Origin of the sequence: Kiritimatiella glycovorans (assembly GCF_001017655.1) — a bacterium.
In the GTDB taxonomy this organism is placed as follows: Bacteria; Verrucomicrobiota; Kiritimatiellia; order Kiritimatiellales; family Kiritimatiellaceae; genus Kiritimatiella; species Kiritimatiella glycovorans.
This window is the reverse complement of sequence record NZ_CP010904.1, coordinates 1,515,158-1,531,548: the sequence shown is the minus strand read 5'-3', so window position 1 is coordinate 1,531,548 and position 16,391 is coordinate 1,515,158. Positions and strand designations below refer to the sequence as shown.

Here is a 16,391-nt window from a genome sequence, read left to right as displayed (position 1 = left end):
GAGGAGAGCATGATGACGGCGTATCGCGTAACCGTATTCGGCAAACAGAACTGCGACAAATGCAAGGCGCTCAATCGGCGTCTGGATAAGGAACTGAAGCGCGACGGGATGGCGGAGTTCGAGAAGGAATACGTCGATCTCGATACGGAACAGGGGCTGGTGCGTTTCTGCGAGGCGGAATGCATCAATCCCCAGCGTATCCCGGCCATGCTCGTCGCACGGCGTGACGAGCAGAGCGGACGTTACGAGCCGATTCCCGCCCCGTCCGCGGAGACGGAAGGCCCCGACCCTTCGCGCCTGGGCCCCGTACTCGGATTGCAGACCGATTATTCGGAGCGGGGGAGGGGCATACTGAAGCCGGAGACGATCCGCGGCGTGCTGAATGAGGCGCGGGAGACGTCGTAATGGCGGCTTCGCCGGTCTATGCCTTCCGCCGCCAGCCTACCATGGTGGATTATCCCGGCCGGATCGCGGCGATCTTCTTCACCAGCGGCTGCAATTTCTCCTGCGGTTTCTGCCACAATGCCACGCTGATGGGAGCGCCCCGGCCGGGCCTGAGCTGGGAGCGGATGGACGAGGTCTGCGCCGATTTCCGGCGCAACTGGACCGATGCGGCCGTCATCAGCGGCGGCGAGCCGACGCTCGCCGCGGGGCTTCCCGAACTGATCCGCTTCTATAAACGGCACGGGTTCGCCGTCAAACTCGACACCAACGGCTCGAACCCGGAAATGCTGGAGGCCTGTCTTCCGGATCTGGACTACGTGGCGATGGATGTGAAGACGGCGCTCGAGGACTACCCCTCCCTCACCGGCTGGTCGCGGCCCGATCGTCTGCGACGGTCCGTCGAACTGCTCAGGAGCGGCGGCGTCCGCCATGAATTCCGCACCACCGTGATCCCCGGCCACCACAATGCGGACCGGATGCGGCGGATCGGGATCGAACTGAACGGCTCGAACCGTCTCGTGCTGCAGCCGTTCGTTCCCGACGAGTCCCTTCCCGGCGAGACCTTTCGCACGCTCCCGCGCACCCCGCCCGAACAGCTCGAAGAGCTCCGTTCCACCGTGACCGAGTTCGTGCATGAGGTGGTGGTGCGAGGGGGGGGCGGATGAGGAATCCTCACAGATCTTCAAGCATCTGGGTGTTTTTCACCATCCGATGCAGGGCGGCTTCTTCGGATTCGCGCAGTCTCTCGAACAGTTCGCGGGTCTGCGCGCCCGGTGCATTCGACGCCATGTCGCTGTAGAAATCGATCAGTGCGCGGCTCAGGTTCTCCGCCCGGCGGGTGATGTCGTCGATCCCGGCGGGAGGAGTGAATTCCGCCTGAGCGAGCAGCTCGCGGAATCGGTGTTCCGGCGGAAACTGCTGCCAGGTTTCCAGCACGTCCTCCGGAGCGTTCGCCTCAAACTCCCTGAGCGCCTGCTCCAGCTTCTGTTCGCGGTGTTCGAGGTAGTCGAGCAGCATTCGCGCGCGTGGCGACGTCTCGTGGTCCAGCTTCCTGTAGTACTCTGCCGCGCGGCGGTGAAAATCCCGTGCCTGGTCCAGCAGCTCGCGTATCTGTTCGAAACCCATCACGTCTCCTCCCGTCGCGCGTCAGCGTAGCATCGGGAAAACCGGGGAGGCAAGACTCCCGCACTTCCTGAGTTCCGCATCGGGACACTCAGGGAAATGTCGTACTCGTACTCTTACTCAGCGCAGCCGTACTCGTACTCGATCTCAGGGGGAGTGGGTTCGGCCTGCGTCTCCCGGGTAGGGCGCGATCTCTCCGCCTTCGGCCCTCTATGCCTTCGGCGGACAGGCTAAGCGCGCCGGGGAAGGGTGAAGGAGAATTCCGCCCAGGAGCCCTCTTCGGAACGGGCGTTGATGTGGCCGCCGTGGAGCAGGACGATCTTGCGCGCGTTGTAGAGGCCGACGCCGGTCCCTTTCTGCCGCATCAGTTCGGGGGTGTTGAGCCGCGAGAAGCGGCGGAAGAGGCGTCCGCGCGCCGATTCGGGAAACCCGGGGCCCTCGTTCCAGACCGTGAAACGCAGGGCCTCGTTCTCCTCGCGCACGCTCATGCGGATACGGCCGCCCTCGCGGCCGTATTTGACGGCGTTGCTCAGGAGGTTGACGAGCACGATCTTGATCAGCCCGGCGTCGCCTTCGACTTCAGGCGGCGCATCAGGCAGCTCGCGCTCAATCGTCATGCGCTTTTCCTCGACCTGCGGCAGGACGATATCGATCGCCGGTTCGACGACGGCGGCACGGACGTCGCGGATCGTGACCCTGTTGGGTTCCAGGCTGCCCGACTCGATGCGCTCGAGGTCCAGATACTGGCGCACGAGTCCGAGCAGGTACTCCGCCTTGGAGATCATCCTTTCGAGCTTGTCCTTCTGCTTCGGCTGCAGCTCGCCGAGATAGCCGCCGGTCAGCAGCCGGGCGTCGGTGACGAGCGAGGCGACGGGGTTTTTCAGCTCGTGGCTCACGAAGCCGAGCATCTCGGTGTAGGCGCGGTTGAGCGATTCGAGCTGCGCGATCCGCCACGCCTTCTCGACGGCCTGGCTGAGCCGTTCGGCGATGACGCGTACCATGGCCACATCCCGTTCCCCGTAGGCATAGCGTTTACGGCTGCTCTGAAAGAGAAAGCCGACCACGCGGTCGTCGACGGTCAGCGGGCAGGTCAGGCTTGAGCGGACGCCTTCCCGGACGACGAGTTCGGTGGAGCGGCTGAAGGGGTGGTGTTCGAGGTAGAGTTCGAGATCGCTGATCACCCGCGGGCGGCCGCGCTGGAGGACGTGTTCGAGCGAGCTGCCGTGGAGGTCTTCGGAGTAGCCTTCGCGCAGCAGCAGGGGCTCGTAGTTCGCCCGGGCGTAGCGCGCGGTGACGCGGCGGGCGTCCTCTTCGACGAAGGCCAGCCCGGCCCGGTCGGTAGCGCCGAGTTCGCGGGCCGTCTGAAAGAAGCGGTCCATCACCTCGTGTATGGACCGCGCGCCGGCGATCTTCTGGTTCATCTCCGCCAGCCGCGCCTGCTCCTCCGATGTGAAGAAAGACCACGGTTTCCCGTCGCCGCGCTCATCGAGGTACTGGAGGTTTCGGGGCATGGGATGAAACTGGAAGATCGGGTGGTTTGAGTGTGAGGCCTGGACCCTGAAATCTGAACCAGAGCGGTGGCATGGTCTTCGGTTACTCAGGTTTCAGGTCTCAGCCTTCAACCTCACACGATATACTTTCCTCTCGGCGTGTAGTGGGTATGCAGCAGCTGATGGCTCAGGTGGCTGCAGGGGCCGTCGGTGAAGAAGTTCCGGTAGAGTTCCGCCACCGCCGGATTCTCGTAGGATTTCCGGACCTCGGCGTCGGAGTCCTCCGCGTAGATCGCCTGCGCGCGGGCCTCGCGGATCTCCGGACTGGTCGGGATCGGCTGTCCGCCGCCGCCCAGGCAGCCGCCGGGGCAGGCCATGAACTCGATGAAATGGCATTGGCTGCAGGGTCCTCCCGCCTTGATGTCCTCCATGACCCGTTTCGCGTGGGCCGTGCCGTGGGCCACCGCCACTTTGAGCGTGGCGCCCTCAAGCCAGGACCAGTCCTGAACGACATTCTGCAGCAGTTCCGGCACCGGTCCGGTCTTCTCGATCGGGAGTTCCATGAAGCGGATGCCCTCGAACCCGCGGATGGGGGTGATGTCGGCGTGTTCGAACAGGTCCTCCACCTTCACGCCGGTCGTCACCTCGATGATGGTGCGCAGCGCCGATTCCATTACGCCGCCGGTGGCGCCGAAGATCACGCCGGACCCCGTGGCCGTACCGAAGGGATCGTCGAAATCCGACTTCGGCACGCCCGGGAGGTGGATGCCCGTCTCGCTGATCATCTGCGCCAGTTCGCGCGTCGTCAGGCCGTAATCGATGTCTTTGTGCCCGCTGTCGCACATCTCCGGACGGTTGCACTCGAACTTTTTCGCCGCGCAGGGCATCAGCGCCACCGTCACGATGTTCTCGGGATCGATCCCCGCCTTTTGCGCGTAGTAGGTCTTGATCACCGAGCCGAACATCTGCTGCGGGCTCTTTGCGGTCGAGACGTGGTCCAGGTACTCCGGGTAGAAGTGTTCAATATACTTGACCCAGCCCGGCGAGCAGCTCGTGAACTGGGGCAGGGCGACGTTCTCATCCTGCTCGACCAGCGCCCCGTAGAGCCTCCGGATAAGCTCCGTGCCCTCTTCCAGGATGGTCAGGTCCGCGGTGAAGTTCGTGTCGAACACCTTGTCGAACCCGCACATCCGCAGCGCCGTATTCATCTCGAACGTCAGGCAGTGCCCCGGTTCGAGTCCGAAGCACTCGCCGATCCCCGCCCGCGGGCTCGGCGCCGTCTGGATGACGACGTGTTTGGTCGGGTCGTCGATCGCCGCCCAGACCTCGTCGGTCGGGTCGTTGGCGCGCAGCGCGCCGGTGGGGCAGCGGTTGATGCACTGGCCGCAGTTGATGCAGACGACCTCGGCCAGCGGCTTGTCGCCGAACGTGACCACTTTTGACTCGAAGCTGCGCCCGGCCACCTCGAGCACACCGGTTTCCTGCAGGTCGATGCAGGTACGTACGCAGCGGCGGCAGAGGATGCACTTGTCCATGTCGCGGACGACCGAGTGGCTGGAGCGGTCGACCTCGTAGCGCGGTTTTTCCGGGTGGCCGAAGCGGAAGAAATCGACCCCGTACTCCTTGGCGAGCGCCTGCAGCTCGCAGTTGTTGTTGCGGAAGCAGGCGTAGCATTCGCCGTAGTGCCGGGAGAGCAGCAGGTCGAGGATATGTCGCCGCGCCTGCCGCACCTTGCGCGTATGGGTCCGCACCGTGATCGGGCGGGTGACCGGGTAGGAGCAGGACGCCTGCAGGGTGCGCTCCTCCTCGACCTCCACCACGCAGACCCGGCAGACGCCGGCGACGCACAGGTCCTCGTGGTAGCAGAGGGTGGGGATGCGGATGCCCAGTTCGCGGGCGGCTTCCAGGATCGTGGTGCCCAGCGGCACCTTGATCTCCTGGTCGTCGACCGTGATCGTGACCTGGGCCCCGATCGCGTCGGGATTGTCCGGCTGTTCGATCCGGTCCAGACACTGGCTGCGGGGCGCGCGCGACGTTTCTTCGGCCATCTTCTTGTCCATGGATTACGCTCCTTGCACGGCGGCGGCTTCGGGCCGGCGCCCCATGATTTCATCCTTGAAGTGTTCGACGATCGAGAGGAACGCATTGGGGCTCGACTGCCCCAGTCCGCACTTCGAGGCGAGCTGCATCGTCTCGCCCAGCGCGCACAGCTCGCGGAGGTAGTGCATCGAGCAGGTGCCCTGTTCGAGCATCTCGATGCCTTCGAGCAGTTTCACGTTGCCCTCGCGGCAGGGCGTGCACTGGCCGCAGGATTCGTCGACAAAGAACTCCATGAAGTTCTTGGCGACGGTCAGCATGTCCCGCCCGGGGCCGAAGACGATGATGGATCCCCCGGTGGGCACGTCTTCAAAGGCGATGGTCCGCTCGAATTCCGAGGCGGGGATGCAGTTTCCGGAGGCGCCCCCGATCTGCACCGCCTTCGCGTCCTCGCCTCCTACCAGCTCGAGCAGATCGGCCACGGTCACGCCCAGCGGCACCTCGTAGACGCCCGGCTGCGCGCAGTCGCCGGAGACGCTGAGCAGCTTCAGACCGCTCGACTTCTCCGTGCCGAGCTTCTTGAACCAGTCCTCGCCCTTGACGAAGATGCACGAGATCCAGGCGAAGGTCTCCACGTTGTTGACGATGGTCGGGTGGTTTTTGAAGCCCGTGTCGACGGGGAAGGGCGGGCGGTTGCGCGCCTCGCCGCGGTAGCCCTCCAGCGACTCGATCAGCGCGGTCTCCTCGCCGCAGATGTAGGCCCCGGCGCCCATCCGGATCTCGATGTCGAAGTGAAAATCCCCGCGCTTGCCGATGCCCTCGCCGAGCCAGCCCTCTTTCCGCCGGCGCGCGAGCACGCTTTCGAGCCGCCGCCGCAGGTAGGTGTATTCCTCGCGCAGGTACAGAATCCCTCTGGTGGCCCCGATCGCGTAGCCCCCGATCGTCATGCCCTCGAATACCAGGTCCGCGTAGTCGGTGAGAATCGCGCGGTCCTTGAACGTACCCGGTTCGCCTTCGTCCGCATTGCAGACCACGTACTTCTGATCGCTCTGCGCCGCCGCGGCCAGGTTCCATTTGACGCCCGTGGGGAAGCCGGCGCCGCCGCGCCCCTTGAGCCCCGAATGGGATACGCGTCCGATCGCGTCCGCACGCTCGCCGCCCAGCGCCGCCTCCAGCCCCCGATTCGTCTCGATCGATGCAAACGTCAGTTTGTTGGGATTCGCCTTCATGCCGGTTCCGCCTCCTTCATAGGGGTGGGATAGACGCCGAACGATTTGCGGCACTCCTCGAGAATGTCGTGGATCCGCTCCGGCGTGACGCGGGTGTAGATGCGGTCGTTCACCAGCATCGCGGGACCCTCGTCGCACATCCCCAGGCAGTTCGCCCACTCCAGCGTGAAGTGGCCGTCCGGGGTCATCTCGCCGAACTCGATGCCCAGATCGTTGCGGAGCTGCCGGGCGACGCGGTCCTTGCCCTGCATGTCGCACGAGATCGTGCGGCAGAGGCGGATCACATAGCGCCCCTTCTGGCGCTGGCCGAGAAAACTGTAGAAGGACACCACCCCGTGCACCTCGACCGGGTGGATGTCCAGGATGTCCGCGATCACCTGCATCACGTATTCGGAGATGTGCCCGTAATCATGCTGCACCTTCTTCAGCACGGGGAGCAGCGCACTGCGGTCGCGGCCGTACTGCTCCACCCACTGCTCGATATTCTTGCGCAATTGTTCCTGTTCGGACCTGAGCATCGTTCAACCCTCCTTCGCCGCAAGCAGTTCGTTGACCCGCTCCACCAGCGCGCCCGGCTCCACCGGCTTCTCCATGAACGCATCCACGGGCACCACCGACTCATCCCTCCCGTAATCCAGCCCCGTGACCTTGCCGAGACTTGTGAGCATCAGGATGGGACGGTCAAACCCGTTGCGACGCAGCTCCTGCGCCATCGTGAACCCGTCATCCTGCTGCTCCATCATCACATCCAGTACCAGCAGCTCAGGATTAAACGACTTCACCGCCACCATGCCGTCGCCGCGGTTGTTCGCCGTGGCCGTCTCGTGTCCCTCCGACCCCAACACCAGCGTTACCGCCTCCACTACGTCCGGATCGTCGTCCACCACCAGTATTTTTGCCATCCGCTCCTCCTTAAAACGCCGCTGAGGTCGAACAATCAGCCGCTCAGTAGAATATTTCGCCGAATTGTAACGTTTTCGGGCGCGCGGGCGAGAAGAAAAAGACATAACTTATTGCGGCCAAATAGTTTAAAATAAAAAACCCCTATTGTCTTAATTATGTTGTCTGTTACCGTAAGATGTGTTTTTAATATCAAAATTTGCAGATCAGGAAGTTTTTATGTTTTGTGAATGATGTTATTTGGAGGCTCCTATGATTTGTTCCGGGATTGAAGAAAACACATGTTGCGGTGGGGAATGTTCCGCGGAGCATTTTGCGGAGCTGGACGAACTGCTCGACCGGTATCGATCGGTGCCCGGGGGGCTGATTCCGGTTCTGCAGCAGGCGCAGGAGTTGTTCGGCTATCTTCCCGAGGACGTCATCAAGCGCGTGAGCCGCGGGCTGGACCGGCCGTACAGCGAGGTCGCGGGTGTCATCGGGTTCTACTCCTATTTTTCCACCCAGCCGCGCGGCGAGCATGTGATCCGCGTCTGCCTGGGCACGGCCTGCTACGTCCGCGGGGGAAAGCAGGTGCTGGAGGCGCTCAAGAAGGAGCTGGGCGTGGAGGTGGGCGAGACCACGGAGAATCGACAGTTCACGCTGGAGATCGCGCGCTGTTTCGGGGCCTGCGGGCTCGCCCCGGCGGTGATGATCGACGACGACGTGCACCAGCGCGTGAAGCCGGCCCGCGTCCGTCAGATGCTCGACCCGTACCGTAAGTCGGAGGAATCCCAGTGATGAGAACGATCCGGACTATCGACGACCTTGAAGCAGTGAAGCGCGAGCGCGGTCCCGCCCTGGGGCTCCGGCGCGGCGGAGAGGAAGAAAAGATTCACGGCGGAAGCCCGATCCAGGTGCTCGTCTGCGTGGGGGGCGGCTGCCTGGCCTCCGGGGCGCTCGAGATCTGCAGGGCGCTCGAAGAGGCCGTGGAACGGCACGGCGTGCAGGAGAAGGTCCGGATCATCCGGACCGGCTGCATGGGGCCCTGCGCGGCCGGACCGGTGGCCAAGGTCATGCCCGACGGGGTGTTCTACCAGAAGCTCAATCCCGAAGACGCCGAGGAGATCATCGCCACGCATATCGTCCGGGGCGAGGTGGTCACGCGCCTGCTCTACCGCGAGGGCGGTACCGGGAAGCCGGTCCCCGAAATGGACCGCATCGATTATTTTCGCAAGCAGCACAAGCTGGTGCTCCGCAACTGCGGCATCGTCGATCCGCACGAGATCGACGACTACATCGCCGCCGACGGCTACCGCGGCCTGGCGCGCGCGCTTACCGAACTCGATCCCGATACGCTGGTCGATTACGTGGAGCAGTCCGGCCTGCGGGGACGCGGGGGAGGCGGCTTCCCCACCGGCCTGAAGTGGAAGCTGACGCGGCAGTCGAGCGAGACGCCCAAGAGCGTCGTCTGCAACGCGGACGAAGGCGACCCGGGCGCGTTCATGGATCGCAGCATCCTCGAGGGCGACCCCCATGCGGTGATCGAGGGCATGACGCTGGCGGGCTTCGCGATCGGGGCCTCCCGCGGCTACGTCTACTGTCGCGCCGAGTACCCGGTGGCCGTCGAGCGCATGAGCCGGGCGCTCGACCAGGCCCGCAACGGCGGTCTGCTCGGAGAGCATCTCTTCGGGAGCGATTTCTCTTTCGATATCGAGATCCGCATGGGATCCGGCGCGTTCGTCTGCGGCGAGGAGACCTCGCTTCTGGCGTCGATCGAAGGCAAGCGGGGCGAGCCGCGCCCGCGCCCGCCGTTCCCGGCCCAGAAGGGCCTCTGGGATAAGCCGACGCTGCTCAATAACGTCGAAACCTTCGCCAACGTCCCGATCATCGCGCAGAAGGGGCCGGAATGGTTCGCGGAGCTGGGCACCGAAAAGAGCCGCGGCACGAAGGTCTTCGCGCTGGCCGGAGCGGTGAACAACACGGGGCTGGTCGAGGTGCCGATCGGCATCCCGCTGGGGGAACTGATCTACGACGTCGGCGGCGGCGTGGCCGACGGTAAGCCGTTCAAGGCCGCGCAGCTCGGCGGCCCCTCGGGCGGCTGTATCCCGCGCGAACACCTGAATGTCCCGCTGGACTACGAGTCGCTCGTGGAACTCGGCGCGATCATGGGCTCGGGCGGCCTGATCGTGATGGACGACGAGAGCTGCATGGTGGATGTGGCCCGCTATTTTCTGGAATTCGTGCAGGAGGAATCGTGCGGCAAATGCGTTCCCTGCCGCGTGGGTACGAAACGCATGCTGGAGATCCTCGAGGGGATCTGCCGCGGCGAAGGGAAGATGGAGGACCTCGACCGCCTCGAGAAACTGGGCAACCAGATCAAGGAGTCGGCGCTCTGCGGGCTCGGCAAAACGGCCGCGAATCCGGTGCTCTCCACGCTGAGGCATTTCCGCGATGAGTACATCGCCCATATCCGCGACCATAAGTGCGAAGCGGGGGTCTGCCCGGAACTCGTGCGCGCGCCCTGTCAGAGCGCCTGCCCGGCGAACGTGGACGTGCCCGGCTTCGTCTCGCGCGTGGCCGAAGGACGCTATGCCGACGCGCTGCTGCTCCACCGTGAGCGCAACCCGTTCGCCTCGGCCTGTGCGCGGGTGTGCTTCCATACCTGCGAAGACCACTGCCGCCGCGCGAGCCTCGACGACTCCGTCTCGATCCGCGCGGTGAAGCGGTTCATGGTCGAACAGGAAATGATCATCCAGGTCCCCGAGGTGCGGGAGAACCAGAAGAACGCGGCGCGCAGGATCGCCGTTATCGGCGCCGGGCCGGCCGGCCTCTCCTGCGCCTACTTCCTCGCCCGCCTCGGCTATCGGCCGAAGGTGTTCGAGGCCGAGGCGCGGCCGGGCGGGATGATGGTCCAGACGATCCCCGAGTATCGCCTGCCGCGCGAATGCCTCGCCCGCGAGGTGCGCATGATCGAGCGCATGGGCGTGGATATCCAGTGCAATACGAAGCTGGGCGAGGACGTCACGCTCAACGGCCTGCGCGAGCAGGGGTACGACGCGGTCTTCCTGAGCATGGGCGCCCCGGACGGGGTCGCGCTCGGTATCCCCGGCGAGGACGCCCCGCAGGTGACGGAGGCGATCCGCTTCCTGCGCGAGTACAATATCCGCGGCTCGGCCCCCGCCGGCCGGAACGTGGTGATCATCGGCGGCGGGAACGCGGCGGTCGATGCCGCCCGGACGGCCGTCCGCCTCGGCGCGGAGACCGTGACCGTGGTCTATCGCCGCACCCGCGAACAGATGCCCGCCTACACCGAGGAAATCGAAGAGGCGGAGAACGAGGGCGTCCACCTGCAGATGCTCACCAATCCGGTCGAGATCGAATTGAAGGACGGGGCCGTCAGCGGCGTGCGCTGCAAGCGGATGACGCTCGGCGCGTTCGACCGCTCCGGCCGCCGCCGCCCGGAGGCCTCCGACGAGACCTTCGTGATCCCCGCCGACCAGGTGATCGCCGCGATCGGCCAGAAGCTCGATGCCGGCGCCGTGCTGGACGGGCAGGACGTCGCACTCCAGTCGAAGGGCTACCTCCGGATCAATCCGGTCACCGGCCAGACCTCGGAGGAGTGGATCTTCGCCGGCGGCGATGCCGCCACCGGCCCGGCATCCGTGGTCGAAGCCGTGGCCGCGGGCGAAAAGGCCGCGGTTGGTATCGATACGATGCTCACCGGCAAGAACCACGCCTTCTGGCGCGAAGAGGTCGATAACGATACGGAGTTCGATCCGGACGCCGACCCGATCCCGGACGATCGCGAACCCATCCCGCTGATCCCCGTCGAACGGCGGCGGAACAACTTCGACGAAGTCGAACAGCCGTGGACCGAACCGGTCGCCCGCCGCCAGGCGCGCCGCTGCCTGCGCTGCGATTACCGGGAGAAACAGCATACGTGGTGAGCGGGGGATGTGATCGAGTGAGAAGGCTGAGACCTGAAACCTGAGTAAGAATTAGAGAGAGTTGCGGACAGGGTACGAGACCCGGGCGCGCCGCAGAAAGGTAGGGCGCGATCTCCGAGCGCGCCGCCCGGCACCCAGAACAGAACACCGGAACCCCGACGGAGGCCGACATGCCGAAATGCTGGATTAACGATCAAGCTGTGGAGGTGCCGGAAGGCACGACGATCCTGAACGCCGCGCAGTCCGTCGGGCTGAAGATCCCCACGCTCTGCTATCTGGAGAACGTGCAGGCGATCGGCGCCTGCCGCGTCTGCCTGGTGGAGATCGAAGGCATCAAGGATCTCGTCGCCTCCTGCGTGACGCACGTCAAAGACGGCATGAAGATCTTCACCAATAACCGTCGCGTCCGGGAGGCGCGCCGCACGGTTGTGGAACTGCTGCTCTCCGAGCACGAGGGCGACTGCCAGACCTGCGACCGGAACGAGGACTGTGAGCTGCAGACCCTCGCCCGCGACCTCGGCATCCGCGAACTGCAGTACACGGGTGAAAAGGCGCTGCGCGGCCAGGACCACAGCACGCCCGGACTCGTCCGCGATTCGGCCAAGTGCATCATGTGCCGCCGCTGCGTGACCATCTGCAACGAAGTGCAGGGCATCTCGGCCCTGTTTCCCCAGGGGCGTGGATTCCATACCACCATCGGACCCGCGTTCGCCCAGGATCTCGACACCGTGACCTGCGTCCAGTGCGGCCAGTGTGCGGCGGTCTGTCCCGTGGGCGCGATCTCGGAGCGCGATCAGACGGACGAGGTCTGGGCCGCGCTCGACGATCCGGAAAAGACCGTGGTCGTCCAGACCGCCCCGGCGATCCGCGCGGCGCTCGGGGAATGCTTCGACTACGAACCCGGAACCCGGGTCACGGGCAAAATGACCACCGCGCTCCGGCAGATGGGCTTCGATGCCGTCTTCGATACGGAATTCACCGCGGACCTGACGATCATGGAGGAAGGGCACGAGCTGCTCAGCCGCCTGAAGAAGGCGCTGGTCGACGGCGAACCGGATGTCGCGCTGCCGCAGTTCACGAGCTGCTCGCCGGGCTGGATCAAGTTCATGGAATACTTCTACCCGGATATGCTGCCCAACGTCTCGACGTGCAAGTCGCCGCAGCAGATGATGGGGGCGGTCATCAAGACGTATTACGCCGAAAAGATCGGGAAACGGCCCGAGGATATCGTCAGCGTCTCGATCATGCCCTGCACGGCCAAGAAGTACGAGGCCGGGCGCCCGGAGATGAACGACAGCGGCACGCAGGACGTGGATGTCGTGCTGACCACGCGCGAGCTGGGGCGGATGATCCAGCAGGCCGGACTCGATTTCGACTCGCTGCCCGACGGCGAGATGGATACGCCGCTGGGTACCGGTTCCGGGGCGGCGGATATCTTCGCCAACACCGGCGGCGTCATGGAAGCCGCACTGCGCACGGCGTACGAAGTGATCACCGGCCGCGAACTTCCGTTCGAGGACCTGCACGTGAAGCCGATCGAGAGTCTCGACGGCGTGAAGGAAGCCGCGGTGACCATCGAAAATCCGACCGCGGAGTGGTCGTTCCTCGACGGGGTGGAAGTGAACGTGGCCGTCGCGCACGGGCTCGGCAACGCGCGTAAGCTGGTCGAGAAGATCCGCAGCGGCGAAGCGAGCTATCACTTCGTCGAGGTGATGACCTGTCCGGGCGGCTGCATCGGCGGCGGCGGACAGCCGCGTATCACCGATGACACCGTGCGCCAAAAGCGCATCCGGGCGATCTACGACGAGGACGAGAGCAAGACGCTCCGCAAGTCGCACGAGAACCCCGACATCCTCAAAATCTACGAGGAGTACTTCAGCGAACCGCTCGGCGAACGCTCCCACCACCTCCTGCACACGCACTACGTCGAACGCGAACGCGTGTAGACTTCTGATCGTACTCGGCGCAGCAGGACCACCGTCTTCGGCGCTGGGAGTGCGCGTACGAACTCAGGCAACCCCCGGGTGTGACGCCGGGAGCAAGAGAATGACTTGAATCAAAAGTGGCGCTATAGCATCACTGCGCCATGAAAACAGAATTTGTCACAACGTTGAAACGGCCTACATTGGACTGGGTGATCCCCCTGTAGCATCGCGGTATGCTGAGAGACTATTCGATCGCGTTTGCCAAATGGACGATCCGCGAAGAGACCCCGGGGGAGCAAATCATCGAGAACTACCCCCTTCACCGCGACCGCACGCTTCCACCGCGCCGCAAGCGCAAGCGCCCTGGACAGCGACGGATCCCCTCCCGGTCCGGTCAGGCGGCTGGCCGGTCTTTGATATCCCATCCGGGAAAGACCAGCACGGCCGGGTGACACCGGAGGGCCCGGGCAAGGGTCTTAGCGCGTTCCACCCCGAGGTTGATCCGATTGTTCTCGATCCCCGACAGGGTTGACTGAGGGATCCCCGTAAGTTCGGCCAGATCGGTCTGGCTGAGTTCCTGCAATTCCCGCATGATGCGGACCGACTCCCCGACGGAAACATCCACGGTTTTTCTGGCTTTGCGATAATCCTTCATTTCACCTCCTCCGGTAATCATGGGCTGTCATGTTAATGACCTTTACGTGCAACTGCTGATGTTCGATTCTGTAAATTACCCGGTACTGTTTGCCGAGCCGCGACGATCGATGTCCTTTCCATTCACCTCGCAGGGCTTCGTCATGAAATCCCTCGATCCGGCGAAGGCCCTCGGGTCCCGAAATGGTCACGATGTCCTTCCATTTTTCGTACCGTTTCAAAATTTCCGCCGGGATGCGCGGAAGCTTTCTGACCAGGTTCCGATGTTCAAATACTTCCCACATATCTAATATGTACTATACTATATTAGTAATGTCCAGTCCTTGGCGCCGTTTTGATGAAAAGTGATCGGGATTTCAGTGAACCGCGGTGGGGTGCGCCCTGCCCAGGAGGCGCAGGCCGAACCAGGGCGTGAGGGTAGGGCGGTTCTGCTGTCCGGTAGAACCGCCGCAAAAAAACGGGGTGCCCGATGATCCGGAGCCTCTCCGGGAAGACGGACAGGCGAACAACCCCGCAACGTACCCGTACGCGTACTCAGCGCAGCGGTACTCGTACACGTACTCGGAGCGCCGAAGGCGAGATCCCATCCGTATCATCGGTAATCCGTGGTCGAAAACACAAGACACGACTCTCGCAAAGGCGCAGAGATCGCAAAGATGAATGAGAAGAGCACAGGCAAAGAGATCGTGCGCGCTATCTTACGCTCGTAGTAGGCCCGCAGGTCCGCGCAGCGGGGCCAGGGCCGTTATCTTCACGCGCCTGGCCTGCCGGGGGCAGGCTTACGGCGCTACTACAAACGGTTGTCGTCTCCCATCCCGGAAGTGTCCCGTTGACTGTTGAAACTTGAAGGCGGTCTCCTGAGCGTCCATGTTGGACGCTCGGGGCAAACCAACCCGAAAGGAGACCGCCATGAGTGACAATAGCGTCCTTGAAGTCCTTGGACAAGTTGAACCGTCTGCAGCAGGAGATGTTTTCCGTGACTGGCTGCGTGGTGAAATGCGAACCCTGATCGCCGATATTCTGGCTGAAGAGGTCACAGAATTGTGTGGTCCGGCCTACAAGCCGGCAGGGGACAGAGGCTGCCGACGTGCCGGCGGAACCCGCGTAGGACTTCGAATTGACGGTATTGATGAGGAGATCCGCAAGCCGCGTGTACGTCGCCATGAGGCAGACACATCGAAGGAGGTCAGGCTTAAAAGTTACGACGCGGTCAACAGGGCCGACGACCTTCGTGACCGTATCTTGCGTGCCACAGCTGCCGGAGTCAGTTCACGTGATCAGAAAACCTTGTATCCCGATTCAGCGCCCGGACGCAGCAGGGTTTCCCGCGCCTGGATTGTCGAGGGCCGACAGCGCATACAGAAGCTCCGTGACCGCGACCTGAAGTCCGAGAGGTTCTTCTGCATGCTGCTGGACGGCATTGTACTGTCCGAGGATCTCAGCGCCATTGTGGGGCTGGGCATTACGCTGGACGGCCGCAAAGTTATGCTGGATTTTGAAATAGGCGCACAGGAATCGACAGAAGTGTGTGACGCATTGCTCGACCGCAGCCGTTCTCATTATGGCCGCATTCCGACCGCGGACGGCGTGGCAGCCGTCCCTCCCGAGTCGATATCCGACGCATTTTCGGGCACTGGGAGGGTCGGGTGCCACCCCGACCGAAAAGGGTGAAGCCATAATGAGAATCGCTGGCTCGACCGGCTTGTCCACCGCGGTCTTGAGTTCGAGGGCGATCCGTTGGCGGTTCTCGACGGTTCTCGGGCACTTCATAACAGCGTCTTGAAGCATTTTCCGCGAGCGCGCATTCAACGATGCCTGGTGCATAAGGAACGAAATATTAAGCGTTGTCTCTCCAGGCGTCATCACGGCAGCGTGAGCGACCTTTTCAAGCGTCTCCGCTCCGTGGAAGGCGAAGAAGCCGGACGTGAAGCACTCGCCGATCCGGAACGCTTTCTGAGCCGGCACAGCCACAAGGCCCTGGAATCCCTGCACGAGGCCGGTGAGGAGCTCATTACGGTTCACAAGCTGAATGCGCCGTCCACTCTACACACCACGTTGACGAACACAAACTGCATCGAGAACCCGTTCCGAAACACACGCGCAAAAATCGGGCGGGTGAAGCGTTGGCGCGCAGAGACGGATCAGGCGGAACGCTGGCTGGCCTATTCGCTTCTGAGGGCCGAGAAAGGGTTCCGTCGAATCAAAGGCTATCGTCAGATCCCGGTGCTTTTGAAATCCCTGGGCTGGCCATCGGAAGCTGTTGAGGCGTCGCTCCGCTCCGCCCTTGGCCCTCCGGGCCATCCCGCCTCCGGCGGGAACGGGCTCCACTCCACGACGCCTCACCCCCAGGCAGAGAGCGAAGCGAACTGCCGAACAGGGACTGGACAAGTGAATGACAAGGAACTACATCGAAATGAAGACCGAGACCGCCAACGAGTTTCAACAGGATTCGGGACATCCCCGCCTTCTCATCCTATCGCTGTGGTGACAATCATCTCCCGGGCCGAACGGCAGATAAACCACAGTGATCACAGAGAACGTGATTCTTACTCGTACGCGTACTCGGAGCGTCGAAGGCGCGTATCGGGGGCGGTTCACGAATGAGCGATCCCGAAGTGCGGATTTCCCGTCGCTCACCATAAAAATCTACAAAGACCGAAAATT

Annotated in this window: 14 protein-coding genes and 1 pseudogene; 7 read left to right on the top strand and 8 right to left on the bottom strand. The window is 63.4% G+C overall.

Annotation, left to right across the window (positions count from 1 at the left end; all coding sequences use genetic code 11):
• Window positions 1–9 precede the first annotated feature (9 nt).
• Both L21SP4_RS06415 and L21SP4_RS06410 read left to right on the top strand, forming a co-directional pair.
• Window positions 10–405, top strand: a complete 396-nt coding sequence (locus L21SP4_RS06415) for a hypothetical protein (RefSeq protein ID WP_052881883.1) — start codon at window positions 10–12, stop codon at window positions 403–405.
• Complete coding sequence (locus L21SP4_RS06410) at window positions 405–1,109, top strand: anaerobic ribonucleoside-triphosphate reductase activating protein (protein ID WP_052881882.1); 705 nt, start codon at window positions 405–407, stop codon at window positions 1,107–1,109. The genes L21SP4_RS06415 and L21SP4_RS06410 overlap by 1 nt, the downstream gene beginning before the upstream one ends.
• A gap of 7 nt (window positions 1,110–1,116) precedes the next feature.
• Here the strand turns inward: L21SP4_RS06410 and L21SP4_RS06405 are convergent, their stop codons facing one another.
• The 6 genes from L21SP4_RS06405 to L21SP4_RS06380 all read right to left on the bottom strand — a co-directional run bounded on the left by L21SP4_RS06405 (window position 1,117) and on the right by L21SP4_RS06380 (window position 7,224).
• A complete protein-coding gene (locus L21SP4_RS06405) occupies window positions 1,117–1,569 on the bottom strand; it encodes a ferritin family protein (protein WP_052881881.1) in 453 nt (150 codons plus the stop codon).
• A 227-nt stretch (window positions 1,570–1,796) separates the two neighbouring features.
• On the bottom strand, window positions 1,797–3,077 hold the full coding sequence (locus L21SP4_RS06400) for a sensor histidine kinase (protein WP_052881880.1): 1,281 nt from the start codon (window positions 3,075–3,077) through the stop codon (window positions 1,797–1,799).
• A 113-nt stretch (window positions 3,078–3,190) separates the two neighbouring features.
• Window positions 3,191–5,116 (bottom strand): NADH-dependent [FeFe] hydrogenase, group A6, encoded by a 1,926-nt coding sequence (locus L21SP4_RS06395; protein WP_074041402.1) that lies wholly within the window; start codon window positions 5,114–5,116, stop codon window positions 3,191–3,193.
• A 3-nt stretch (window positions 5,117–5,119) separates the two neighbouring features.
• Window positions 5,120–6,322: a complex I 51 kDa subunit family protein gene (locus tag L21SP4_RS06390; RefSeq protein ID WP_052881879.1), complete on the bottom strand. Its 1,203-nt coding sequence runs from the start codon at window positions 6,320–6,322 to the stop codon at window positions 5,120–5,122.
• A complete protein-coding gene (nuoE, locus tag L21SP4_RS06385) occupies window positions 6,319–6,840 on the bottom strand; it encodes an NADH-quinone oxidoreductase subunit NuoE (RefSeq protein ID WP_052881878.1) in 522 nt (173 codons plus the stop codon). The genes L21SP4_RS06390 and nuoE overlap by 4 nt, the downstream gene beginning before the upstream one ends.
• Window positions 6,841–6,843: 3 nt before the next feature.
• Window positions 6,844–7,224 (bottom strand): response regulator transcription factor, encoded by a 381-nt coding sequence (locus L21SP4_RS06380; protein WP_052881877.1) that lies wholly within the window; start codon window positions 7,222–7,224, stop codon window positions 6,844–6,846.
• A gap of 250 nt (window positions 7,225–7,474) precedes the next feature.
• On the opposite strand from L21SP4_RS06380, the gene L21SP4_RS06375 reads away from it, so the two are divergent.
• From L21SP4_RS06375 to L21SP4_RS06365, 3 genes are all read left to right on the top strand, one after another.
• The gene (locus tag L21SP4_RS06375; RefSeq protein ID WP_082116584.1) at window positions 7,475–7,999 is read left to right on the top strand and encodes an NADH-quinone oxidoreductase subunit NuoE family protein; all 525 of its coding nucleotides are present in this window, start codon (window positions 7,475–7,477) and stop codon (window positions 7,997–7,999) included.
• Window positions 7,999–11,148: an NADH-ubiquinone oxidoreductase-F iron-sulfur binding region domain-containing protein gene (locus L21SP4_RS06370; protein WP_082116583.1), complete on the top strand. Its 3,150-nt coding sequence runs from the start codon at window positions 7,999–8,001 to the stop codon at window positions 11,146–11,148. Before L21SP4_RS06375 ends, L21SP4_RS06370 begins: the two co-directional genes overlap by 1 nt.
• Before the next feature lie 170 nt (window positions 11,149–11,318).
• The gene (locus L21SP4_RS06365; RefSeq protein WP_052881876.1) at window positions 11,319–13,094 is read left to right on the top strand and encodes an NADH-dependent [FeFe] hydrogenase, group A6; all 1,776 of its coding nucleotides are present in this window, start codon (window positions 11,319–11,321) and stop codon (window positions 13,092–13,094) included.
• Window positions 13,095–13,467: 373 nt separating this feature from the next.
• On the opposite strand, the gene L21SP4_RS06360 is transcribed toward L21SP4_RS06365, so the two are convergent.
• Both L21SP4_RS06360 and L21SP4_RS13490 read right to left on the bottom strand, forming a co-directional pair.
• A complete protein-coding gene (locus L21SP4_RS06360) occupies window positions 13,468–13,728 on the bottom strand; it encodes a helix-turn-helix domain-containing protein (RefSeq protein ID WP_052881875.1) in 261 nt (86 codons plus the stop codon).
• A 1-nt stretch (window position 13,729) separates the two neighbouring features.
• Entirely contained in the window at window positions 13,730–14,011 is a 282-nt protein-coding gene (locus tag L21SP4_RS13490; RefSeq protein ID WP_052881874.1) for a type II toxin-antitoxin system mRNA interferase toxin, RelE/StbE family, read from the bottom strand.
• A gap of 625 nt (window positions 14,012–14,636) precedes the next feature.
• Here L21SP4_RS13490 and L21SP4_RS12375 point away from each other — a divergent pair.
• Together L21SP4_RS12375 and L21SP4_RS13485 are read left to right on the top strand one after the other, a co-directional pair.
• The gene (locus L21SP4_RS12375; protein WP_074041401.1) at window positions 14,637–15,398 is read left to right on the top strand and encodes a transposase; all 762 of its coding nucleotides are present in this window, start codon (window positions 14,637–14,639) and stop codon (window positions 15,396–15,398) included.
• Between the two features lie 42 nt (window positions 15,399–15,440).
• Window positions 15,441–16,331 (top strand): annotated as a pseudogene (locus L21SP4_RS13485) (transposase); the annotation flags it as partial.
• Window positions 16,332–16,391 lie beyond the last annotated feature (60 nt).